The sequence below is a fragment of the Trinickia sp. genome (assembly GCF_051954495.1).
Taxonomy (GTDB): domain Bacteria; phylum Pseudomonadota; class Gammaproteobacteria; order Burkholderiales; family Burkholderiaceae; genus Trinickia.
The window spans coordinates 1-21,120 of the sequence record NZ_JBQCHR010000130.1; the positions used below are offsets into that span (position 1 = coordinate 1).

The window sequence follows — 21,120 nt, forward strand, 5'->3', positions numbered from 1 at the left end:
ACGCTGCAAGAGCTCGGTCAAGCCAAGCGCATCGAAGTGGGCAAGGAAAACACGACGATCATCGACGGCGCAGGCGAAGGGAAGAACATCGAAGCGCGCGTGAAGCAAATCCGCACGCAAATCGAAGAAGCGACGTCCGACTACGACCGTGAAAAGCTGCAAGAGCGCGTGGCCAAGCTGGCCGGCGGCGTGGCAGTGATCAAGGTCGGCGCCGCGACCGAAGTCGAAATGAAGGAAAAGAAGGCACGTGTCGAAGACGCGCTGCACGCCACGCGTGCCGCCGTTGAAGAAGGCATCGTTCCTGGCGGCGGTGTTGCGCTGATCCGCGCTCGCACGGCCATCACGGGCCTGAAGGGCGCGAATGCCGACCAAGACGCAGGCATCAAGATCGTGCTGCGCGCGATGGAAGAGCCGCTGCGTCAGATCGTGGTCAACGGCGGCTTGGAAGCCGGCGTTGTCGTGGCGGCCGTTGCCGGAGGCAAGGGCAACTACGGCTTCAACGCTGCGACGGAAGAGTACGGCGATCTGGTGGAAGCCGGCGTCGTCGATCCGACGAAGGTCACGCGTACGGCGCTGCAAAACGCCGCTTCGGTGGCAGGCCTGCTGCTGACGACGGACGCAGCCGTTGCCGAACTGCCGAAGAAGGATGCCCCGATGCCTGGCGGTATGCCCGGCGGCATGGGCGGCATGGGCATGGACATGTAATTTCGGGTTCGAGCGGCCCCTGCTTTTAGGCCGCTCGCCGAAACGACATGGCGGGCGCGGTGAAAGCCGTGCCTCCAAGCCGAAAAAAACCCCGCAGCAATGCGGGGTTTTTTTATGCGCGCGACGGCTTCTGACGCGGGGCGCGCTCGCCAATCGGCGGCGATTCCTCTTCGTCGTCGCGCGCCCAGAAGAAGCGGTCGGGCAAATACGCGCCCATGCCGGGCCGGAACGCCTGCCGGGCCGCCTGATAGAGATATTCCTGCGCTTCGCGCACCGCTTCGGCCGGCTCCTGGCCGTTCGCGAGCAGCGCGGCGACGGCCGCGCCGAGCGTATCCGTGATGCCCATGAGCCGATACTGCGGCCGGTCCCACATATCCTGCCGTAGCTGGCCTTCCTCGCTGTAAAGCGTGTTGACGAGCCGATGGGTGCCCGTTTGCGTCGATAGCACGTATTCGGCGCCTTGCGACAGCAAATGCGCGATCGCGGCATCGAGGCTCGGCGCTTCGGCTTCGCCGTCGGGCTGCGCCAGCGTGATGAGCGTGGCTTGATCCGCGATCAGCACCGTCGTTTGCGGCGCCAGCAGATCGGCGATGGATTCGCGCAGTTCGTCGGCGGCAAGCACGTGTTCGTCGTCGACGGTGAAATCGGGGGCGAGGATCAGCGGAATACCGTCGTAGTCGGCCACGACTTCCGCAATGGCGCTGACGACTTCGGCGCGTGTGGCCGCGCCGATTTTGAATGCCGCGATGGGCATGTCCTCGAGCAACATGCGCGCTTGCGTGGCGACGACCTCGGGGTCGAGCCCTGTCACTTCGTCGCAGGTGGCCGAGTCGCGCACGGTATAGCCGGTCAGGACCGACACCCCGTGGCAGCCCATGCTGGCGAGCGTGAGCAAATCGGCTTGCAGGCCGAAGCCGCCGGTGGGATCGGACAAGCCGAAGGTTAGAACGATAGGGGGGGCGGCGCTGAGCATGGAGTGGAGCAATGTCGAGAAGAACGCAAGCGGCGAGCCGGCCGGCTCGCCTGCGCGCGCCTCATTATGAGGCTTAATTCGGTCCGATGGCGCGAAGAAAGGGCATTAGCGGGCTGCGTATGCGGCGTTGCTCGCATGTTGGACGCGAACTCGCGCGGCGACCCGGGTTTCCACGCAGCCGGAACGCCGACTACGCCTAGCCAGGGGCACCCCAAAAACGGTACCATCATGGCTCTTTGATCAATGGTTTTCAACGCGATACAAGAATGGAATATAAAAGCTGGATGTGCCTCATTTGCGGGTGGATCTACGACGAAGAGGCCGGGCTGCCGGAAGAAGGCATTGCGCCGGGCACGCGCTGGGAAGACGTTCCGATCAACTGGACATGCCCGGAATGCGGCGCTCGCAAGGAAGATTTCGAAATGGTGCAGATCTGATCGTTAGCCGGCCCGGTTCGTGCGCGCGTGCGTACGAGTTGCGTCGCATCCTCACGAAGCCATGACATCCGCCGATTTGCCAAGCCTCGAGGCGTTGCCGAACCCCCGCGGCGCCGCCGTGCGCGAGGCCGAGGCCGCGCTGCTCGAAGCCCGGCATGCCTGCGAGGCGCGGATGGCCGTGGTCGGGCCATTGCTGCGCGCCGCGCAAGCGCTGCGTCAGGCGGGGTGGCTCGCCTCGCAGCGGTTCACCGATGCGCTCGTGCTGGCTTCCCCCTTCGCGAACGGCGATTTTCTCGTGCAATTCGAAGCGGCGCTGGCCGATTTTCATGCCGCATTGGCCCGTCGCAACTTGCGCGAGCTGGCATGTTCGCCCACGCTGTTCAGTCATTACTGCGAGTTGAATGCCCAGGTGGCGCGCCATACGCAGGCCTACGCCGTCGCCCTCGAGGATCTCGCCCTGGCGGGGCGGCCTATTGCGCCGGCCGTCATGCGGGCGCATTCCGGCCCCGCGCACGCCGGTTTGCGCGCACGATACGAGCAGGCGCTGCTGCCCGTGTTGAAAGGGCATGACGACGGCGGGGCGGCGCTCGATACGCTCGATGCCTGCGTGGCCGAGCTCGCCGGCGACGACGCGTACGACGTTTGGCGTCTGGCGCGTGCATGCGCTCGCACGTTGCGCTTGAACGGCCGTTCGCAGGCGGGCGATCCGGACGCCAAGCGCTTCTATGCCCGCTGCAACTTGCTGCTGGCCGAGCAGGGCCATGGCCAGCAATACGCCCCGCGTTCGTTCGTGCGCGCGGCGCTTGCCTTGCTGTGGCGCGACTATGCGTTATATGGCGCGGCCGCCGAAGATGCCGACGCGGTGGCGCTGCTCAACGACTATGGGCTGACGGTCGACTGGCACGTCGCCGGCACGCAATCGTCGGAGGCCGCCTGGGAGCAGGAAGCGGCCCAGGCCGAAAGCGCGGGGGCGAGCGGTGCGGCCACGCGCGAACTCGGCGTGCTGTCCGTCAACGTTTATGCGTACGAGGATTTTCTGCAAACGGCGGATGCATCGATGGCGGCGCTGACCGTCGGCGCCGATGCCGCGTTCGCATCGGCAACGCCGGACGCCGCCGCGGCCGAGCATGCCGCCCAAGCGGCCTATCGGCTGGGCGCCGCGGCGCAAGCCCTTGGGCTCGGTCACGTCTCGCTGCTCGCCGATGCGCTCGGTTTGGCATGGCGCCGCCATGCCTATGCGGCGCGCGTCGCCTCGCCGCAGTCGGCGCCGCAGCGCAAGCCGATCGAGCAGGCAGGCGAAGCGTTGCGCGCGATGCTGCTGCGCGTCGCGGCGGGCGTCGCGCCGCCCGATTCGGCCGTTCCGCTTGCGCTGCTCACGCAGGCCATCGAGCGCACCCCAGGTGCCGCAGGGACCATACAGGCCGCGTAAGTGTCTTAAGCACTGCAAGACTTCCTTCTTCATCGCCGGCCATGCCGCGCGGCAAACCCTTGTCCGAACGGCTATGCGCCGGGCGACGGTGTGCATGCGTGATAGAGTGCGAGAAACATAGGGCCGCTTTAAGAAGCGGGCTCGAACGATGCGCCGCTTCCGGCGCGTGGCCGGCCATTGCGAGCCGGCGCGCACTTGTGGCGTCCAACGTGCACCGTCTTTGCTAAAATTCGAACCATGCCTAAGAGTAACGATCGCATCAACCTGACCAACCAGTTCCTGATCGCCATGCCCAATATGGCCGATCCCACTTTTTCAGGGACTGTGGTCTACCTTTGCGATCACAGCGAGCGCGGTGCGCTTGGCCTCGTCATCAACCGGCCGACCGACATCGATCTCGAATCGCTATTCAGCCGCATCGATCTGAAGCTCGAGATCGAGCCGCTGCTCCATGTTCCCGTCTACTTCGGCGGCCCGGTGCAAACCGAGCGCGGCTTCGTGCTGCACGAGCCGGTCGAGGGCAGCGCGTATACCTCGTCGATGGCCGTCACCGGCGGCCTAGAGATGACAACCTCGAAAGACGTGCTCGAAGACGTCGCGAGCGGCAAGGGGCCGCAGCGCTTCCTGCTTACGCTCGGCCATGCGGGCTGGGGGGCGGGGCAGCTCGAAGAGGAAATCTCGCGCAACGGCTGGCTGACGGTCGAGGCCGATCCGAAGATCGTGTTCGACGTGCCCGCAGAGGAACGCTTCCAGGCGGCGTTGGGGCTGCTCGGCGTCACGCCCTCCATGCTGTCGGGCGACGCGGGTCACGCATGATGAAGCCGGTCGGGCGTGAGGCGACGCTGCTTGCGTTCGACTATGGCGAGAAGCGCATCGGGGTTGCGGTCGGCAATGCGTTGACGCGGCAGGCCCGTGCGCTCGTCGTCGTCCAGAATCGCAACCGCGAGTTTCGTTTCGAAGCCGTGGGCAAGCTCATCGGCGAGTGGAAGCCCGATGCGCTCGTCGTCGGCCTGCCGTGCCATCCCGACGGCACTCCGCACGAAATGACGCAATTGGCCAAACGATTCGGCAATCAGTTGAACGGGCGTTTCAATTTGCCGGTCGACTGGGTGGACGAACGCTATAGTTCGGTCGAAGCCGATATCGACATGCGCGAACGAGGCGTCGGGGCCGACATGCGCGATGCAGAAGCCGCCCGCATCATTCTTCAACAGTATTTGGACGGACTTTCCAATGAGTGCCATTGATGCCGAAGCGTCCTACGGGGCGCTCGTCGCGCAAATTCGCGACGTCTACGGCGCGTCCTTCGCGGCCGCGGACGGCCCCGTGCTCGCGGGCATCTTCAGCGGCGGCGCCTGGCTGGCCGAGCGCCTAGCCGGCGATCTGGGGGCCAAGGTGTTCGGCGTCGTCAACGTCGCGCTGCATCGCGACGATTACGCTAAAAAGGGGCTGCACAGCCAAGCGTCGCCCACGTCGCTGCCGTTCGACGTCAACGATCGGCGCATCGTGCTGGTGGACGATGTGCTGCACACGGGGCGCACCGTGCGCGCGGCTATCAACGAGCTGTACGACTACGGGCGTCCCGCATCGATCGAGTTGGCCGTGCTGGCCGAGCGCAGCGGCCGCGAGATGCCGATCGAGGCGCGCTTCGTGGGCGCCCATGCCGAAATCGACGCGGCCACGACGCTCGTGCTGGAACAAGGCCCGGATAAGCGCCTGGCCTTCCGCACCGAAGCGCGAGGCGCGTAGCCCGTGCTTCGTGCTGTTTCTCCCGTAGGCCGCTATCGCATCACGGCGTATCGCGCATGCGCTGCGTCGAGGCGCCCGCGCGCCATGCGCGGCGCTTCGCTCATTCACGTTTGTATTAGACCGTCAGACCGACCATGAACACCGTCACTCCGGGCAGCGCCGAGCGCTTTCGCTACGGCTTCCTGAAGGGCAATCCGCAGCTCACGAAAAACGGCGAGCTCAAGCATTTGCTCACGATCGAAGGGCTGCCGCGCTCCATTCTCACGCATATCCTCGATACGGCGGAGCCGTTCGTGAGCGTGACCGACCGCGAGGTGAAGAAGGTGCCGCTTTTGCGCGGCAAATCGATCTTCAACCTGTTTTTCGAGAACTCGACGCGTACGCGCACGACCTTCGAAATCGCGGCGAAGCGGCTCTCGGCCGACGTGCTCAATCTGAACATCAACGCTTCGTCGACGAGCAAGGGCGAATCGCTGCTCGACACGATCAACAATCTGTCGGCCATGCATGCCGACATGTTCGTCGTGCGGCATGCGTCGAGCGGCGCGCCGTATCTGATCGCCGAGCATTGCGCCCCGCACGTGCACGTGATCAACGCCGGCGACGGGCGGCACGCGCACCCCACGCAAGGGTTGCTCGACATGTACACGATCCGCCACTACAAGCGCGATTTCACGAATCTGCGCGTGGCGATCGTCGGCGACATCCTGCACTCGCGCGTGGCGCGTTCCGACATCCACGCGCTGACCACGCTCGGCGTGCCCGAGGTGCGGGCGATCGGCCCGCGCACGCTGCTGCCGGGCGGCTTGGAAGAGCTCGGCGTGCGCGTTTATCACGACCTCGACGAGGGCCTGAAAGACGTCGACGTCATCATCATGCTGCGCTTGCAGAACGAGCGGATGAGCGGCGCGCTGCTGCCCTCGGCGCAAGAGTACTTCAAGAGCTGGGGGCTCACCCCCGAGCGGCTCGCGCGCGCGAAGCCCGACGCGATCGTCATGCACCCGGGCCCCATGAACCGCGGCGTGGAAATCGATTCTCAAGTGGCCGACGGGCCGCAATCGGTGATCCTCAATCAAGTGACGTTCGGGATCGCCGTGCGCATGGCGGTGATGAGCATCGTGGCCGGCAACAACGACTGAGCGAGCGCCTCGAATCGGCCGAACGGCAAGCTCGAGAGCGACGCAACGAGAACAAAGGCAGCACATGAAGATTCATATCGAAGGCGGCACGGTGATCGACCCGGCCGCGGGCGTGGAAAAACGCGCGGACGTCTACATCGCCGACGGCAAGATCGCCGCAATCGGCGCGGCGCCCGACGGTTTCGAGGCGGACAAGACCATCGACGCGAAGGGCTTGCAGGTGGCGCCGGGCTTCGTCGATTTGTCGGCGCGCTTGCGCGAGCCCGGCTACGAGCACAAGGCGACGCTCGACTCGGAAATGGCGGCGGCTGTCGCGGGCGGGATCACGACGCTCGCGTGCCCGCCGGATACGGATCCGGTGCTCGATGAACCGGGGCTCGTCGAAATGCTCAAGTTTCGCGCGAGCAAGCTTCATCGCGCACACGTTCATCCGCTCGGCGCGCTCACGGTGGGCTTGAAGGGCGCCGTCATCACCGAGATGGTGGGACTGACCGAGGCGGGTTGCGTCGGTTTTACGCAGGTGGACGAGCCGATCGTCGACACGAAAGTGCTGCTGCGCGCGCTGCAATACGCGAGCACATACGGCTATGCGGTATGGCTGCGGCCGATCGACGCCTACCTCGCCAAGGATGGCGTGGCCGCGAGCGGCGCGGTTGCCTCGCGCCTGGGTTTGTCGGGCGTGCCGGTGGCCGCCGAGACCATCGCGCTGCACACGATTTTCGAGCTGATGCGAGGCACGGGCGCGCGCGTGCATTTGTCGCGCTTGTCGTCGGCCGCGGGCGTCGCGCTCGTGCGCGAGGCGAAGGCCGAGGGGCTCGCCGTCACCTGCGACGTCAGTGCGAATCACGTTCATCTCATCGACGTCGACATCGGCTATTTCGATTCGCAGTTCCGGCTCGACCCGCGCTGCGCGGGCAGCGCGATCGCGAGGCGATTCGCGCGGGCTTGGCCGACGGCACGATCGATGCAATTTGTTCCGATCACACGCCTGTCGACGATGACGAGAAACTGCTGCCGTTCGCTGAAGCCACGCCGGGCGCGACGGGCCTGGAGTTGCTGCTTTCGTTGACGATCAAGTGGGCCGATGAAGCGAAGCTGCCGCTTGCGCAGGCGCTGGGCCGCATCACATCGGCGCCGGCCAACGTCCTCAAGCTGCCGGTAGGACGTATCGAAGTGGGCGCGGCGGCGGATATCTGCGTGTTCGACCGCGATGCGTTTTGGCGCGTGGAGCCGCGCGCGCTCAAGAGCCAAGGGCACAACACGCCGTTCCTCGGGTACGAACTGCCGGCGCGCGTGCGGGCGACGATCGTCGCCGGGCGCGTGGCGTACGCGCAGGCGTAACGCCAACGCCTATCGGGTCGATCGACATGAAGATCATGCTCGCCAAGCTGCGTCTCGTGCTGCATCTGCTTCACGGCATGTGGATCATTGCGACGCGCTATTCACGCTGGTCCGATGCGCGAAAGCGCGAGGTCAATCGCGCGTGGTCGCTGAAGCTGCTGCGCCTGGCGGGCATGCGGCTCGTGGTTCACCACGACGAGCATCGCCTCGATCACGGGGCGCTCGTGGTCGGCAACCATATTTCATGGGCCGATATCTACGTGATCAACGCCTGGCGGCCCACGCCGTTCGTGTCGAAGGCGGAAGTGCGGCAGTGGCCTGTGGTGGGCTGGCTGGCGCACCGGTTGGATACGATCTTCATCCATCGGGAAAAGCGCCGGGATGCCCAACGGGCCATGCACGAGATGGCGGCGCGTTTGGAGGGCGGTGGCGTGGTGTGCGTTTTTCCGGAGGGGACGACGTCCGACGGTCTGACGCTGCTGCCGTTCCATGCCAACCTGTTTCAGGCGGCCGTATCGGCGCAGTGCCCCGTGCAACCGATCTGCTTGCTTTATGAAGATGTGGCAGGGCGCCAGTCGACGGCGCCGGCGTATATCGGCGAGATGAGCCTGGGGCAGTCGCTCGACGCGGTGCTCAACGGTGGACCGTTTACGGCGCATTTGTATGTCGGGGCGCCGATCGAGCCGATGGAGGATCGGCGCGCACTTTCGGCGAAAGCGCGCGAGGCGGTGCAGGCGGGGTTGAGCGAACTGCAGGCAAGTGTGGCGCGGCCGCTCGAGCACGGAGCGCCGGCCGCGGACGAACGTGCTTCGGACGACGAAGGATCGATCGAGGGGACGCTGACGCCGCGGCATTGAGCATCGGCCGCCGGACGGTTTATTTTCCCGCGCCGCTCGCGCATTCCGCGCAGTCGACTTGCACGACGGTGCGTGCGCTCGGATCGCGCGCAAGCCTGACGGCCGATAGGCGGTTGCCCCATACGCAGCCCGAATCGAGCGCGACGAGATTCTCGCGCACCATGAGCCCAAGCGCGGCCCAGTGGCCGAAGACGACCGTGACGTCCGACGTGGCTCGATCGGAGGCGTCGAACCAAGGCATCTGTCCGGCGGGCGCCGAGTTGGGCCCGCCATTCGCTGCGAATTCCATGGTGCCGTCGGCGGTACAAAAGCGAATACGTGTGAGCGCATTGAACGCCACGCGCATGCGGTCCTTACGCTTCAGATCGGGCGACCAGCGGCGCGGCTCGTTGCCGTAGAGGTCTTTCAGCGTGTCCTTCCAATCGGGCGAGCGCAAAGCCCGCTGCAACTCGTCGGCGAGTTCCAGCGTGAGCGTTGCATCCCACTGTGGCAAGACGCCGGCATGCACCATCAGCATGCCGTTTTCGAAATGGGCGAACGGGCGTTGACGCAGCCACTCTAGGAGCGGTTCGGCGTCGGGGGCTTCGAGGATGTCGGCGATCGTATCGCTGTCTTTCATCTTGCGAATGCCAGCCGCCACGGCGAGCAGGTGCAGGTCGTGATTGCCTAGCACCGCCGTTGCTCGGGCGCCGTAGCCGGAGACTTCGCGCAGCGTGGCGAGGGAATCGGGGCCTCGGTTGATGAGGTCGCCGGCAAACCATAGCGGGGTGTCAGGTTCGAGCGGGAGCGCGTCGAGCAGGCGCCGAAACGGCGCGTGGCAGCCTTGGAGGTCGCCGAAGGCGAAGGGGGCGGATACGGCGAATGTCGTCATCGTTGCGCGAGGCGAGCCTGCTGGGGCTCGACTGATCGAATTGTTGCAGCGCCGCCGTATAATTGGCGGCATCGAAGCGGCCGACCTTGCCCATGGCAAGGCTATCGGTGCGGCGCGCGGTTGATTCAGTGATCGGGATTGTACGGAAAGTCCGTTTGCCTACCTACTTGCCGGTCACGCCTATCGAATAGGAACAGGAACCTTCATGATTCTCGTAACGGGCGGTGCCGGCTTTATCGGTGCAAATTTCGTGCTCGACTGGTTGCGCGACACTGACGAAGTCGTACTCAACGTCGATAAGCTCACATATGCGGGCAATCTTCGCACGTTGAAGTCGCTCGAGGGAGATAGCCGGCATGTATTTGTGCGTGCCGATATCTGCGACGCTGCCGCGCTCGATTCGCTGTTTTTGGCTCACCGGCCGCGCGCGGTGGTCCACTTCGCAGCGGAGAGTCACGTCGACCGCTCAATCCACGGCCCTGCCGATTTCGTCCAAACTAACGTCGTCGGCACGTTCGTGCTGCTCGAGGCTGCGCGCAGATACTGGGCCGCGCTCGATGACGCTGACCGTGAGGCATTCCGGTTCTTGCATGTATCGACCGACGAAGTGTACGGGTCGCTCGGTCCAGCCGATCCTCAGTTTTCGGAAACCACTCCTTATGCGCCGAACAGCCCCTATTCGGCGACGAAGGCAGGCTCCGATCACCTCGTGCGTGCCTATCATCACACCTACGGCTTGCCGACGCTGACCACGAACTGTTCGAACAATTACGGTCCATATCAGTTTCCGGAAAAGCTGATCCCGCTGATGATCGCCAATGCGCTGGCCGGAAAGGCGCTGCCTGTTTATGGCGATGGTCGTAACGTGCGCGATTGGCTTTACGTAGGCGACCATTGCAGTGCGATTCGACAGATCTTGGCGCGCGGCGAAGTCGGTCAGACCTACAACGTGGGCGGCTGGAACGAGAAGACGAATATCGACGTCGTGGAGACGATTTGCGCGCTGCTCGATGTTGCTAGGCCGAAGGCGGGCGGTTCGTACCGCGACCAAATCGCATTCGTGAAAGATCGCCCCGGGCATGATCGACGCTACGCGATAGACGCACATAAGCTCGAACGCGAACTCGGCTGGACGCCGGCGGAGACGTTCGAGACAGGACTCGCTAAGACCGTGCAGTGGTATCTCGACAATCAAGAATGGGTCGACGAGGTGGCGTCTGGCGAGTACCGGAAGTGGGTGGAAACCAACTACGCGAAACGCGCTTAAGGAGAACGAGGCATGGCGCGTAAGGGAATTATTCTTGCCGGGGGCTCGGGCACACGGCTGTACCCGATCACGAACGTCGTCTCGAAGCAATTGCTGCCTGTGTACGACAAGCCGATGATCTATTACCCGCTGTCGACGCTGATGCTCGCGGGAATTCGGGAAGTGTTGGTCATCTCGACGCCGCAAGACACGCCGCGATTCGCCGCGATGCTAGGCGACGGAGGTCAGTGGGGCATGAACCTGCAGTACGCCGTGCAGCCCTCGCCTGACGGGCTTGCACAGGCGTTCATTATTGGGCGGGACTTCGTGGGCTCGGATCCGAGTGCGTTAATCCTCGGCGACAACATTTTTTACGGGCATGACCTGGCGGGGCAACTTGAACGTGCGGACCAGCGTGAAGCGGGCGCCACCGTCTTTGCATACCACGTCAACGATCCCGAGCGCTATGGGGTCGTGGAGTTTGATCGCGGCTTTAGGGCAGTCTCGATCGAGGAGAAACCTCTCGAGCCCCGCTCCAACTATGCGGTAACGGGCTTGTACTTTTACGACCAGCGCGTGTGCGATATTGCCAGTCAGATCAAGCCGTCGGCGCGCGGCGAACTCGAAATCACCGACGTGAACTCGCACTATCTTCGCGAAGGCGCGCTGACTGTTGAAATCATGGGGCGCGGCTATGCGTGGCTAGATACGGGTACGCATGATTCGTTGATCGAAGCGGCTTCATTCATCGCGACGCTGCAAAAACGGCAGGGCCTCGTGGTGGCGTGTCCCGAGGAGATTGCATACCGTCGCAAGTGGATTACCGCGGAGCAACTCGAGAGACTCGCCGCGCCCCTGTCGAAGAACGCGTATGGGCACTATCTGCGCAACCTACTTTCGGATCCGATCGCCTGAATATGAGAGTCATTGCTACTTCGCTGCCCGACGTCAAAATTATCGAGCCGAAGGTGTTTGAGGACGCCCGCGGTTTCTTCTTCGAGAGCTTCAACTCACGCGTTTTCGAACAACAGGTCACTGCGGGCGTGCAATTCACGCAGGACAATCACTCCCGTTCATCCAAAGGCGTTTTGCGGGGCATGCACTACCAAATTCAGCACCCCCAAGGCAAGCTTGTGCATGTGCTGAGCGGCGAGGTGTTCGATGTCGCCGTCGACATGCGTCGCAGCTCGCCGACTTTCGGCAAGTGGGTAGGGGCGTTGCTGTCGGCCGAAAACAAGCGCCACATGTGGATTCCACCCGGATTCGCGCATGGCTTCGTGGTGCTGTCGGACACTGCCGAGTTTTTCTATAAAACGACAGACTTTTGGTATCCGGAGCACGAGCGTTGCTTGCTTTGGAATGACCCCGACGTCGCGATCGATTGGCCAATCGATTTCGAGCCCACTTTGGCGAAGAAGGATGCAGCTGCTCAGCGCTTGCGCGATGCAGAGGTCTACGAATGAAATTGCTCGTGATTGGTCGGGGCGGCCAGGTGGGATGGGAATTGACGCGAAGCTTGGCGCCGCTAGGGCACGTGGTGGCGCTCGGCCGTGAAGATGCAGACCTATCGCGGCCCGACCGGCTACCTGGGCTCATCGGCGAAATCAAACCGGACATCGTAGTGAATGCCGCGGCATATACCGCGGTCGATAAAGCCGAAAGCGAAGCGAAGCTTGCCTCGACGATCAACGCGGACGCTGTAGGCGCTCTCGCTGAAGGGGCGCGAGATATCGGCGCGCTTTTCGTTCATTTCTCCACCGATTACGTGTTCGACGGCAAAAAGGCCGGTCCCTATGGGGAGACCGATGCGCCCAGGCCTCTGAACGAGTATGGACGCGGCAAGCTGGCCGGGGAAATAGCTATCGAGGCGGCGGGCGGTGACTGGCTCGTGTTCCGAACATCGTGGGTTTACTCCGCGCGCGGTGCGAATTTTTTTCAAACGATGCTTCGGCTCGCACAAGAGCGCGAAACGCTGCGGGTCGTGGCTGATCAATACGGTGCACCGACCGCGGCACGGATGATCGCCGATTTGACGGCGCACGCAATTCGACAGGCGGCCGCAGAGCGTAAGAGCGGCCTCTTCGAAAGCGGTCTGTTTCACATGACTGCTAACGGAAGTACGAGTTGGTTCGGCTTCGCGTCGCGGATCATCGACGCGTTTGCCTCCGCCTGTCCGGGGCGAGTCCTGACGCGCTCGATCGAGCCCATTGCGTCCAGCGAATACATGACAGCGGCGGAGAGGCCACGCAACAGCTTGCTCGACAACTGCAAATTGGAGCGGCGATTTGGCCTTTTTCGTCAAGACTGGGACGCATACCTGCAACTGGTGTTCGACGAAGCGCTAGCTAGCGGCTCGCGATAATACGGGCGGATGAAGCGGGCGACGCTCGGCGGCTGCGGGGATATCCACCCCGCACCGGCGCAGCGGCGTTCGCCCCGTTACGCTGTCTACTTATGCCAAACAGTGCGGTTGACGTAATCGGTATAGCTCAGCACGATTCGGGCGATTTGCTTCGATACGTGCGGATTCTCGTAATCGGCGACGGGCAGGACGGGCGGATTCGCCGCGTCATATTGGCTAGTGACCATTCGAACGGCGTCAATGACCCGATCTTTCTTGAGCCCACTCATGACGAGCGTGCCCACATCCATGCCCTCCGGCCTCTCATGTGCATTGCGAATGGTGATCGCGGGCAGATTGAGCAGCGAGGTCTCCTCGGTAATCGTGCCGCTATCGGACAGCACGCAGAAGGAATCCTTTTGTAGTCGGATGTAGTCGAGAAAGCCGAAAGGTTTCGCGAACTCGATTCCGTGTTCAGGCAATCGCTTATCCAGATCCGCCAAGCGCGCACGTGTGCGCGGATGTGTCGATACAAGTACGCGATGACCGAATTCGCCAACCAAGGCTTCCAGTGTGTCGAGCAGATCGCCGAGCGCCTCGGGCGAGTCCACGTTCTCTTCACGATGGGCGCTGACAATGAAATATTCTCGCGGCTTAAGTCCGAGCCGCGCCAGCACGTCCGACTTCTCGATCTTAGGCGCGTAATAGTCCAGCACTTCGCGCATGTGCGACCCTGTCCGAAAGATCGTTTCCGGGCGAATGCCTTCGTCGAGCAGGTAGCGCCGCGAATTTTCCGTGAGCACGAGGTTGATATCGGACAGGTGATCGAGCACCTTGCGATTGAGCTCTTCGGGGACGCGTTCGTCGAAGCAGCGGTTTCCGGCCTCCATGTGAAACACAGGCACCTTGCGCCGCTTGGCGGGAATGACGGCCAGGCAAGAGTTGGTGTCGCCGTATAACATCAACGCGTCCGGCCGTTCGAGCTCGATAACTTTATCCGCGCGCTCAATGACTCGGGCAATCGTTTCGGCCGGCGAGGCTCCGGCTGCGTCCAAGAAATGGTCGGGGCGCCGAATTTCCAAGTCGTCGAAGAAAACCTGATTGAGCTCATAATCGAAGTTCTGACCCGTGTGGACCAGCACATGCTTGGTATGGCGCTCCAACTCGGCGATCACGCGGCTCATCTTGATGAGCTCCGGCCGCGTACCGACGATGGTCATGACTTTAAGCACGCAATGCCTCCTGCACGTAGTCGAGTTTGCCCAGCAGCGTCTTGACCTGCTCGACATTCAAACGCTCGGTATTGTGCGAAGTGTAGTCCTCGGCTTGCGAGATGCTCGTTTCGCCCTGCACGAAGTATTTGTTGTAATTCAAATCGCGATCGTCCGAAGGGATCCGATAGTAACGCCCCATGTCTTCCGCCCGGGCCATCTCCTCGCGTGAGACCAGCGACTCATAGAGCTTTTCGCCGTGCCGTGTGCCGATCACTCGAATTTTGCTGCGGCTTTGGAACAACTCTATCAGTGCCTGTGCAAGATCGCCGACGGTCGACGCCGGCGCCTTCTGCACGAAGATGTCGCCTTGTGTCCCGTGCTCGAACGCGTGAAGTACGAGATCGACGGAATCTTCCAGGGACATCAAAAAGCGCGTCATCGTGGGATCCGTCACGGTCAAATCCTTACCTTCGCGAATCTGATCGATAAAGAGAGGAATGACGGAGCCGCGCGAGGCCATGACATTGCCATACCGCGTGGCGGACATGACCGTGTCGCCGGGCCCTTGAATGCGAGACTTTGCAACCATGAGCTTCTCCATCATCGCCTTGGAGATGCCCATAGCGTTGATGGGGTACACCGCTTTGTCAGTGGAAAGCACGACGACCCGGTCGACCCCGCACGCGCTTGCCGCGGTCAAGACGTTCTCGGCACCGATGACGTTCGTTCGCACGGCCTCCATCGGATAAAACTCGCAAGAAGGCACTTGCTTGAGGGCCGCCGCGTGAAAAACGTAATCGACGCCTTTCATCGCGTCGCGCACGCTATCGGCATTGCGCACATCGCCGATGTAAAACTTCAGTTTGGCATCGGCCAAGGCGATGCGCATGTCTTCCTGCTTCTTCTCGTCTCGGCTAAATATGCGGATTTCGCGGACGTTCGTATTGAGGAAGCGTTTGAGCACGGCATTGCCGAACGAACCGGTACCTCCGGTAATCATCAAGACTTTATCGTCGAACATGGATGTCTTCCTCAGCAATCAATTAAACCGGTGCATGGTTTCGATCAACGCCGGCCACGCCGGCGGGACGTAGCCTGTTGCGTCTCGAAAGCGCGCAGCATTGAGTGAGCGATCAATGGCGAGCGCATCGTCGGCTACGATTTCGATCGACTTGCCGTACGTCTTCGCCACGAGCGTCAGCAGATCGAATTTGGCGATCGGATCCGCCGCCACGTGATAGAGGCCGCGTAGATCGCGGTGCGGCAGGACGAACTCTTTCATGATCCGGGCGAGTTCGACCGTGGGTACGCCCGAAAATATTGCTTTACGAAATCCCTTCACCTGACCCGATTGACTCAAGAACCAGTCGACGAGTGCACTTGCTCGGCCAAACTCGTGACCGATGATGGAGGTTCGAAGCGTAACAGCGTGCGGATAATCCACTTCGCCCAGGAGCTTGCTGCGCCCGTATAGGTCGGTGGCGTCGGGGGCGTCTGTTTCACGATAATTGCCCTTGTCGCCCGCGAAGACGCAGTCGGTGCTGACGTGGATCATGCGGGCGCCAGCCACCTCGCACAGACGCGCGATGCGATGGGGCAGCAACGCATTGATCGGCAACGCTTCGAGTGGGTCGTTGACATGCGCAAGCTGCTTAATGAGGCCAACGCAATTGATGACGACATCCGGCTTCGCTAGGCCGAACGCTCTGACAAGCCCGTCGGCGTCGAGCACATCGATGCCGCAAATTAGTTGGCTGCGTAGGGCCGGATCAAAGTGTTGCAATGCAGCCGCCTGACGCACCGTACCGAAGGTGCTCATGCTCGAATCGGCTGAGAAATATCGAAAGACCGCGTTTCCGAGCATGCCGGAAGCGCCGAGAACGAGAACGTTCATACGATCGCCTGTTGTCATCTGTTAAATGGTGCGCTTAAGTGCCGCTTCTGTCCGATCGGGATGGGTTGAGCGAACGAACGTGCTGTTCGAGCCAGGCGTTCAGGACGCGCTGGTCGTAGTGCGTATCAAAGAATGCCTTGCCGTTTGCCCCCAGCGTATCTCGTTCCTGAGGACTCATTTCGTACAAGTCCAGAATGCGCTGGGCAAGCATGGGTGCGTTCTCGCTGGGGCAAGTCACGCCAGCCCGCGCCTTTTCGACCACGCGCGCTCCTTCGCCGTTCAGTGCGGCGATGATAGGGCGGCCCGCGGCCAGGTACGCTTGGACTTTGCTTGGTACCGTGTAACTGCCCAAGGCCACGTCCTTGAGCGACACGAGCAGTGCGCTGGCCCGCGCGAAGATAGCGGGCATTTGCTCGACCGGGAAATGACCCGGCATCTCGACGTTGCTCAGCCCGCGCCGCTCGATGTCTTCGCGAAGCTTCTGCGCCAACGCGCCAGCGCCAATCAGAAAAATACGAATATCGGTTCGATCGCGCAGCAGCTCCGCGGCATCGAGTACCGTGGGCAATGCTTGCACGGTTCCAAGGTTGCCTGCGAACACCACACTGAAACCATCCGCGATGCGCGGTATGGGGAGCGGCTGAGCGAGGCCATCTTGCCGAAACAATGCGTCCGCACTATTGGGGAACACGGCAATCTTGTCCGGCTTGCAGTACCGCGCGACCGGTTGTACAAAACCATCCGATTGGACGAGCACGGAATCGGTGTGGCGGTAAATGAACCGCACGACGCCGCCGACGATTCGCAAGATATGGCGATTCTTGGCGAAGCCGGTTGCCTCCAGCGATTCTGGCCAAAGGTCCTGCACCCACACCATGAGCGGTGCACGCTTGATCCATTTCAGCCATATGGCGGGAATGGCTTGCAGGAGCGGTGAAGGAGCATAGACGAACAGGGCATCGAAGCGTTGCCTCCGCAGCATCCAGGGGCCGAAAACGATGCCCGAGACGACGAAGCTCAAGTAGTTCAGGATCAGGTGCAACGCGGAACCCTGCTTGCGAGGGTAAAGCGGAACCCGCACGATCTCGATCTCGCCCAGTTGCTCCCGCCGAAACGACCACGCTCGATAGCCGTCGGCGATCACCCCGCTCGGGTAGTTTGGCTGGCCCGTCAGCACCGTGACCCGATTGCCGTGTTTAGCCCAGTCGCCGCAAAGTGTGGTGATCGGAAATGTCTCTGGATGGAAGTACTGCGTGACGACCAGCAGTCGCGCCGCTGAGGCGCGCGCGTCGTCGGTGGCCTGCGTATTGCTAACGGGGCCGCCAACCATTTCCGCCGGGGCGCTAGGCTGCGCTTGGCTGCCCGATGCGGATGAGCGACGGCAGAAATAGCTGGAAAGCATAAGACACAGCAACAAGCCGTTGCCGAACAGCATGCCGAGCAGACCGCCGACGAAAACGGTGTAGAGCACCAGCGGCAAGGTGCAGCGCAGCGCCCGATCATTGGAACGGCCGATGTAGCTGATGAGTGCGCCAAGCAGCAAACTGAAGACGATGACACCGGGCAAACCGAAGTTGACGTATGCCTCGACGAAGTAGGCGGCATTCGAAGAGCCGGTGCCCGTTTCGGAGGCCCCCCACTCGTAGACGAAAACTTGGCGTTCGAACTGGATGCGATGCAGGCCGAACAACGACGAGATCAACAGATTCGTCGCACCCCACAGTGGCATGCCGCGGTACGTTTTCCACCAGTAGTCGAGCGAATCGGTCACCGTGCTGATCGGCACCGAGAACGCACGGAAAATCAGAAAGCCTCCGACGCTCGTGCCGGTTGATTTACCGAAACCCGATAAGAGGATATTTAGCGCAAGCAAGCCGATGGCTGCGGAAAGCAGCCAAGTCAAGCGCAGGCGACGAGTTTTCGATACGACCACTACCGCCATCAGCGGCAAAAAGATCCGCAAAAAGAACGCCTTCTCCATGAAGATCATCGAGTAGGCGAAAAATATGGCGATGATGATCCATCGATACTTGTACTTGCGCAGCAATGCGACGCACATGCAGTACGGCAGAATCGTGGCCGTCAGAAAGCCGTTCAGATAGGGCAACACCGCGGCCCAACCCGTGCGGGCTTTGAGAAATTCCTCGCGCGCAACGGCGATGTCGGCGGGCGACGCGCCCTTGAGGGCGGCGATAATCGGAATCGACCCCGCGGATGCAATAGTCACCGCGCAGAACGCGACGAAGACCAACGTGACCGCAGCCACCACCGGTTTCGCCCGGACATCGTCAAATTCGATTTGAGCCGGGCGTTGAAAGGCTAACGACCCCAGGACCACGCAAACAGCGCTCAGCCACGGAATCAATGCGATACCGTTTTTCGTCTCTGCGAGCATGCGGGTATCAACGAACCAAGGACCGACGCCGTAGAAGAGCGCGATCGCGACCGCAAAGACGATCGCGCCCGAGAACGGATCCGCCAGTGTCCTAAGTAGCCTTTCCATGGTCTGTCGCTCTATGCCCGGGTAGCCGAAACGCCAAGCGCGATTTGTTCGAACTGACGTGCCTTCTCACGGCGGGACAAGCTAGTCACGAACGCCTCGTCCTGGCTGGCGGCCGGCCAACCATTGGCCAGTTGTTCGAGCGCGGCGGCGAGCGTCTCGACGTCGCGCGATACAACGTGAGACTTCGAAGCTCGCTTAATGTAGCTCGCCGCGAGCGTCTGCTCATCGATTTCCGCGACGATAGGGCGACCCGACGCGAGATATTCGAACAGCTTGGTGGTGAGGACGCCGCGCGCGCTCAGGCTCGACATGTTCGACGTTTCCATGAACAGCAGGGCATCCGCGGTCAGCATCGCCTCGATCGATTTGCGGTACGGTACGGCAGGAAGAAAGTCGATCCACTGCTTCAGGCTCGGGTGCCGTGCGTCGATGAAGTCTTCCAAGATACGTGTGTCGCCGAAAAGCTCGAGCCTGACCGGTCTTGTCGCCCTGCCGGGCGCGTTGACGCGCTCCAACGCCCCCAACAGGTTATGTGGAATACGGTCGCGAGTGATTGTACCCATGTACCGAATGACGATCGGTCTTTCGGCTGCTTCGGATGTGACGGGCCCCAGTGCGGCGTTCACAGCCTGGAACACTTCGCTGTCGTATCCGTTTTCGACGCAATGGACCGTCGGATGCATGGCCTCGTAGTATGTCTGCATCGGGCCGGAAATGACGGTGACCGCCGTTGCACGCTTGAGCAATGCTCGATCGATCGCTCGCTCCATCCAATCGGACAGCCACGTGCCGTTCATGACGTGATTGCCGCTGAACTGATCGCGGTAGTCGGCGATCCACGGCTTTCCAAAACGTCGCGCGGCCACGAGCGCTGCGAGGTGGGCCGGCCATGGAGGGCATGAACTCACGAAGATGTCAGCGCTCTGCAGTTCCTGCGCGACCTGGGGATCCAGTTTTTTCGAACGCAGCGCCAATGCAAACACAAGCCGATGATCGATCAACTGGCCGGAGAGGCGCATTATTTGTTGCCGCAATCGTCGCGTCCAGTGGATGCGCTTGGCGGCGGGGCGGTCGACTTTCGCCACGACGCTCGGTGCATCGCTTTTCACGCGGCGGCCGCTTGCATCTAGCTCGTAAAGCCGGACGTACGGCGGCACTTCCTCCGTGAGAGGACCGTCGCGCAGCGTCTTTCGCGTCGTCACGACGACAATCTCGTGCCCGTCGCGCGCAAGATATTTGGCGAACGACTCTACGCGGCGAGAACCCGTAGAGTTGAGCGGCGGGAAGTAATGAACAAAAAATACGACCTTCATATGCGCGATTCCGATGGCCGGTTTAGCCTGCCAATGCGGGCAAGGTAAGGACCCTAGCGACGATCTTGTCCGAGGCATCGCCTTCGCCGTACAAGGAGGGCCAAGCGGTCGGGGCGGCCGCCGAAGTGACGGCCGCCGCGATGGCTTGTGCCTTCGCACCCACGAGGGCGTTCCATCCGCAGTCGACAAGCTCCGTCCATTCGGTTTCGTCGCGCAATGTCACGCAGGGCTTGCGCATGAAGAAGGCTTCCTTCTGCACGCCGCCCGAATCGGTGACGATGCATCGGGCGTGGCGCTCCAACTGCAACATGGCGCGGAAACCTACTGGCTCGATGAGACGCACATTGGCCGGAACGTCGAGACCAAATTCGGCAAGCTTGCCCCGCGTTCTGGGGTGCAACGGCAGCACGATCGGCTGCCCGACCAGGCGAAAGCCTGTAAATATGCCTTCGAGTCGTTCGCGGGAATCGGTGTTTTCGGCACGGTGGACCGTTGCGAGTGCGTAGCTGCCCGGCTCGAGGTTCAGTGCGTTCAAGATGTCCGGCGCATTCTCCGTTGCCCGCGAATACGTGATGGACGCATCGAACATGACGTCTCCGACGATGGAAATCTTCGACGCGGGGATGCCTTCGGCCATGAGTTGATCGGCGGCCGCGGCATGTGGCGCGAACAGCAAATCGCTAACGTGATCGGTCGCGATGCGGTTGATCTCCTCGGGCATGGCCCTGTTCATCGAGCGCAGCCCGGCTTCGATATGGGCGACGGGAATGTGGATCTTGACGGCGGCTAACGCTCCGGCGAGCGTGGAGTTCGTATCGCCGTAAACGATCACGGCGTCTGGACGGTCTTTCAGGAAGATGGCTTCCATTTGCTCGAGCATTCGGCCCGTCATGGCGCCGTGAGACAGACCGCCGATTTCCAATTGATGGAGCGGAGCGGGAATCTCGAGTTCGTCGAAGAACACGCCGCTCATGTTTTCGTCGAAGTGCTGCCCCGTATGGATGAGGTGATGTTCGACATTTTTTTGGCGCGCAAACGCGTGCGCGACGACCGCCGCTTTGACGAACTGCGGGCGAGCCCCCACGACTGAATATACTTTTTTCACGAG

Annotated in this window: 20 protein-coding genes and 1 pseudogene; 13 read left to right on the forward strand and 8 right to left on the reverse strand. The window is 62.1% G+C overall.

The window, feature by feature from the left end:
- Window positions 1-705 (forward strand): TCP-1/cpn60 chaperonin family protein (locus tag ACTHNR_RS18200; RefSeq protein WP_440549058.1); only part of this gene is annotated, 705 nt, incomplete at its 5' end.
- Window positions 706-817: 112 nt separating this feature from the next.
- On the opposite strand, the gene ACTHNR_RS18205 is transcribed toward ACTHNR_RS18200, so the two are convergent.
- Window positions 818-1,678 (reverse strand): hydroxymethylpyrimidine/phosphomethylpyrimidine kinase, encoded by an 861-nt coding sequence (locus tag ACTHNR_RS18205; RefSeq protein WP_440549059.1) that lies wholly within the window; start codon window positions 1,676-1,678, stop codon window positions 818-820.
- 266 nt (window positions 1,679-1,944) lie between these two features.
- Here ACTHNR_RS18205 and ACTHNR_RS18210 point away from each other — a divergent pair, with 266 nt between their 5' ends.
- The 8 genes and pseudogenes from ACTHNR_RS18210 to ACTHNR_RS18245 all read left to right on the forward strand — a co-directional run bounded on the left by ACTHNR_RS18210 (window position 1,945) and on the right by ACTHNR_RS18245 (window position 8,630).
- A complete protein-coding gene (locus ACTHNR_RS18210) occupies window positions 1,945-2,115 on the forward strand; it encodes a rubredoxin (protein ID WP_004186709.1) in 171 nt (56 codons plus the stop codon).
- A 61-nt stretch (window positions 2,116-2,176) separates the two neighbouring features.
- Entirely contained in the window at window positions 2,177-3,544 is a 1,368-nt protein-coding gene (locus ACTHNR_RS18215; protein ID WP_440549060.1) for a hypothetical protein, read from the forward strand.
- A gap of 237 nt (window positions 3,545-3,781) precedes the next feature.
- Complete coding sequence (locus ACTHNR_RS18220) at window positions 3,782-4,360, forward strand: YqgE/AlgH family protein (protein ID WP_440549061.1); 579 nt, start codon at window positions 3,782-3,784, stop codon at window positions 4,358-4,360.
- A complete protein-coding gene (ruvX, locus tag ACTHNR_RS18225) occupies window positions 4,357-4,791 on the forward strand; it encodes a Holliday junction resolvase RuvX (RefSeq protein ID WP_440549062.1) in 435 nt (144 codons plus the stop codon). Before ACTHNR_RS18220 ends, ruvX begins: the two co-directional genes overlap by 4 nt.
- On the forward strand, window positions 4,778-5,293 hold the full coding sequence (gene pyrR / locus ACTHNR_RS18230) for a bifunctional pyr operon transcriptional regulator/uracil phosphoribosyltransferase PyrR (protein ID WP_440549063.1): 516 nt from the start codon (window positions 4,778-4,780) through the stop codon (window positions 5,291-5,293). Before ruvX ends, pyrR begins: the two co-directional genes overlap by 14 nt.
- Window positions 5,294-5,427: 134 nt before the next feature.
- A complete protein-coding gene (locus ACTHNR_RS18235; protein WP_440549064.1) occupies window positions 5,428-6,432 on the forward strand; it encodes an aspartate carbamoyltransferase catalytic subunit in 1,005 nt (334 codons plus the stop codon).
- Between the two features lie 64 nt (window positions 6,433-6,496).
- Window positions 6,497-7,773 (forward strand): annotated as a pseudogene (locus ACTHNR_RS18240) (dihydroorotase).
- 26 nt (window positions 7,774-7,799) lie between these two features.
- Window positions 7,800-8,630: a lysophospholipid acyltransferase family protein gene (locus ACTHNR_RS18245; RefSeq protein WP_440549065.1), complete on the forward strand. Its 831-nt coding sequence runs from the start codon at window positions 7,800-7,802 to the stop codon at window positions 8,628-8,630.
- A 19-nt stretch (window positions 8,631-8,649) separates the two neighbouring features.
- On the opposite strand, the gene ACTHNR_RS18250 is transcribed toward ACTHNR_RS18245, so the two are convergent.
- A complete protein-coding gene (locus ACTHNR_RS18250) occupies window positions 8,650-9,501 on the reverse strand; it encodes a symmetrical bis(5'-nucleosyl)-tetraphosphatase (RefSeq protein ID WP_440549066.1) in 852 nt (283 codons plus the stop codon).
- Window positions 9,502-9,706: 205 nt separating this feature from the next.
- Here ACTHNR_RS18250 and rfbB point away from each other — a divergent pair, with 205 nt between their 5' ends.
- From rfbB to rfbD, 4 genes are read left to right on the forward strand one after another with little or no spacing between them, the layout of a single operon-like run.
- Window positions 9,707-10,768: a dTDP-glucose 4,6-dehydratase gene (gene rfbB / locus ACTHNR_RS18255; RefSeq protein ID WP_440549067.1), complete on the forward strand. Its 1,062-nt coding sequence runs from the start codon at window positions 9,707-9,709 to the stop codon at window positions 10,766-10,768.
- A gap of 12 nt (window positions 10,769-10,780) precedes the next feature.
- Complete coding sequence (gene rfbA, locus ACTHNR_RS18260) at window positions 10,781-11,662, forward strand: glucose-1-phosphate thymidylyltransferase RfbA (RefSeq protein WP_440549068.1); 882 nt, start codon at window positions 10,781-10,783, stop codon at window positions 11,660-11,662.
- Window positions 11,663-11,664: 2 nt separating this feature from the next.
- On the forward strand, window positions 11,665-12,210 hold the full coding sequence (gene rfbC, locus ACTHNR_RS18265; protein WP_440549069.1) for a dTDP-4-dehydrorhamnose 3,5-epimerase: 546 nt from the start codon (window positions 11,665-11,667) through the stop codon (window positions 12,208-12,210).
- Window positions 12,207-13,109: a dTDP-4-dehydrorhamnose reductase gene (gene rfbD, locus ACTHNR_RS18270; protein WP_440549070.1), complete on the forward strand. Its 903-nt coding sequence runs from the start codon at window positions 12,207-12,209 to the stop codon at window positions 13,107-13,109. Before rfbC ends, rfbD begins: the two co-directional genes overlap by 4 nt.
- A gap of 86 nt (window positions 13,110-13,195) precedes the next feature.
- Here rfbD and wecB (ACTHNR_RS18275) read toward each other — a convergent pair whose 3' ends face one another.
- Genes wecB (ACTHNR_RS18275) through wecB (ACTHNR_RS18300) form a run of 6 tightly spaced genes read right to left on the reverse strand, consistent with a single transcriptional unit; the run spans window position 13,196 to window position 21,117 of the window.
- Entirely contained in the window at window positions 13,196-14,320 is a 1,125-nt protein-coding gene (wecB, locus tag ACTHNR_RS18275) for a non-hydrolyzing UDP-N-acetylglucosamine 2-epimerase (protein ID WP_440549071.1), read from the reverse strand.
- A complete protein-coding gene (locus ACTHNR_RS18280; protein WP_440549072.1) occupies window positions 14,313-15,323 on the reverse strand; it encodes a polysaccharide biosynthesis protein in 1,011 nt (336 codons plus the stop codon). The genes wecB (ACTHNR_RS18275) and ACTHNR_RS18280 overlap by 8 nt, the downstream gene beginning before the upstream one ends.
- Before the next feature lie 18 nt (window positions 15,324-15,341).
- Entirely contained in the window at window positions 15,342-16,196 is an 855-nt protein-coding gene (locus tag ACTHNR_RS18285) for a dTDP-4-dehydrorhamnose reductase family protein (protein ID WP_440549073.1), read from the reverse strand.
- 34 nt (window positions 16,197-16,230) lie between these two features.
- A complete protein-coding gene (locus ACTHNR_RS18290; RefSeq protein ID WP_440549074.1) occupies window positions 16,231-18,699 on the reverse strand; it encodes an oligosaccharide repeat unit polymerase in 2,469 nt (822 codons plus the stop codon).
- An 11-nt stretch (window positions 18,700-18,710) separates the two neighbouring features.
- Window positions 18,711-20,090, reverse strand: coding sequence for a glycosyltransferase (locus ACTHNR_RS18295; RefSeq protein ID WP_440549075.1), 1,380 nt, complete (start codon window positions 20,088-20,090; stop codon window positions 18,711-18,713).
- Window positions 20,035-21,117, reverse strand: a complete 1,083-nt coding sequence (gene wecB / locus ACTHNR_RS18300; protein WP_440549076.1) for a non-hydrolyzing UDP-N-acetylglucosamine 2-epimerase — start codon at window positions 21,115-21,117, stop codon at window positions 20,035-20,037. Before wecB (ACTHNR_RS18300) ends, ACTHNR_RS18295 begins: the two co-directional genes overlap by 56 nt.
- Window positions 21,118-21,120 lie beyond the last annotated feature (3 nt).

Coding starts and splice junctions, on each gene's coding strand:
- ACTHNR_RS18205 (WP_440549059.1), bottom strand. CDS start 1,678: ATGCTCAGCGCCGCCCCCCCTATCGTTCTAACCTTCGGCTTGTCCGAT.
- ACTHNR_RS18210 (WP_004186709.1), top strand. CDS start 1,945: ATGGAATATAAAAGCTGGATGTGCCTCATTTGCGGGTGGATCTACGAC.
- ACTHNR_RS18215 (WP_440549060.1), top strand. CDS start 2,177: ATGACATCCGCCGATTTGCCAAGCCTCGAGGCGTTGCCGAACCCCCGC.
- ACTHNR_RS18220 (WP_440549061.1), top strand. CDS start 3,782: ATGCCTAAGAGTAACGATCGCATCAACCTGACCAACCAGTTCCTGATC.
- ruvX (WP_440549062.1), top strand. CDS start 4,357: ATGATGAAGCCGGTCGGGCGTGAGGCGACGCTGCTTGCGTTCGACTAT.
- pyrR (WP_440549063.1), top strand. CDS start 4,778: ATGAGTGCCATTGATGCCGAAGCGTCCTACGGGGCGCTCGTCGCGCAA.
- ACTHNR_RS18235 (WP_440549064.1), top strand. CDS start 5,428: ATGAACACCGTCACTCCGGGCAGCGCCGAGCGCTTTCGCTACGGCTTC.
- ACTHNR_RS18245 (WP_440549065.1), top strand. CDS start 7,800: ATGAAGATCATGCTCGCCAAGCTGCGTCTCGTGCTGCATCTGCTTCAC.
- ACTHNR_RS18250 (WP_440549066.1), bottom strand. CDS start 9,501: ATGACGACATTCGCCGTATCCGCCCCCTTCGCCTTCGGCGACCTCCAA.
- rfbB (WP_440549067.1), top strand. CDS start 9,707: ATGATTCTCGTAACGGGCGGTGCCGGCTTTATCGGTGCAAATTTCGTG.
- rfbA (WP_440549068.1), top strand. CDS start 10,781: ATGGCGCGTAAGGGAATTATTCTTGCCGGGGGCTCGGGCACACGGCTG.
- rfbC (WP_440549069.1), top strand. CDS start 11,665: ATGAGAGTCATTGCTACTTCGCTGCCCGACGTCAAAATTATCGAGCCG.
- rfbD (WP_440549070.1), top strand. CDS start 12,207: ATGAAATTGCTCGTGATTGGTCGGGGCGGCCAGGTGGGATGGGAATTG.
- ACTHNR_RS18280 (WP_440549072.1), bottom strand. CDS start 15,323: ATGTTCGACGATAAAGTCTTGATGATTACCGGAGGTACCGGTTCGTTC.
- ACTHNR_RS18285 (WP_440549073.1), bottom strand. CDS start 16,196: ATGAACGTTCTCGTTCTCGGCGCTTCCGGCATGCTCGGAAACGCGGTC.
- ACTHNR_RS18290 (WP_440549074.1), bottom strand. CDS start 18,699: ATGGAAAGGCTACTTAGGACACTGGCGGATCCGTTCTCGGGCGCGATC.
- ACTHNR_RS18295 (WP_440549075.1), bottom strand. CDS start 20,090: ATGCCTCGGACAAGATCGTCGCTAGGGTCCTTACCTTGCCCGCATTGG.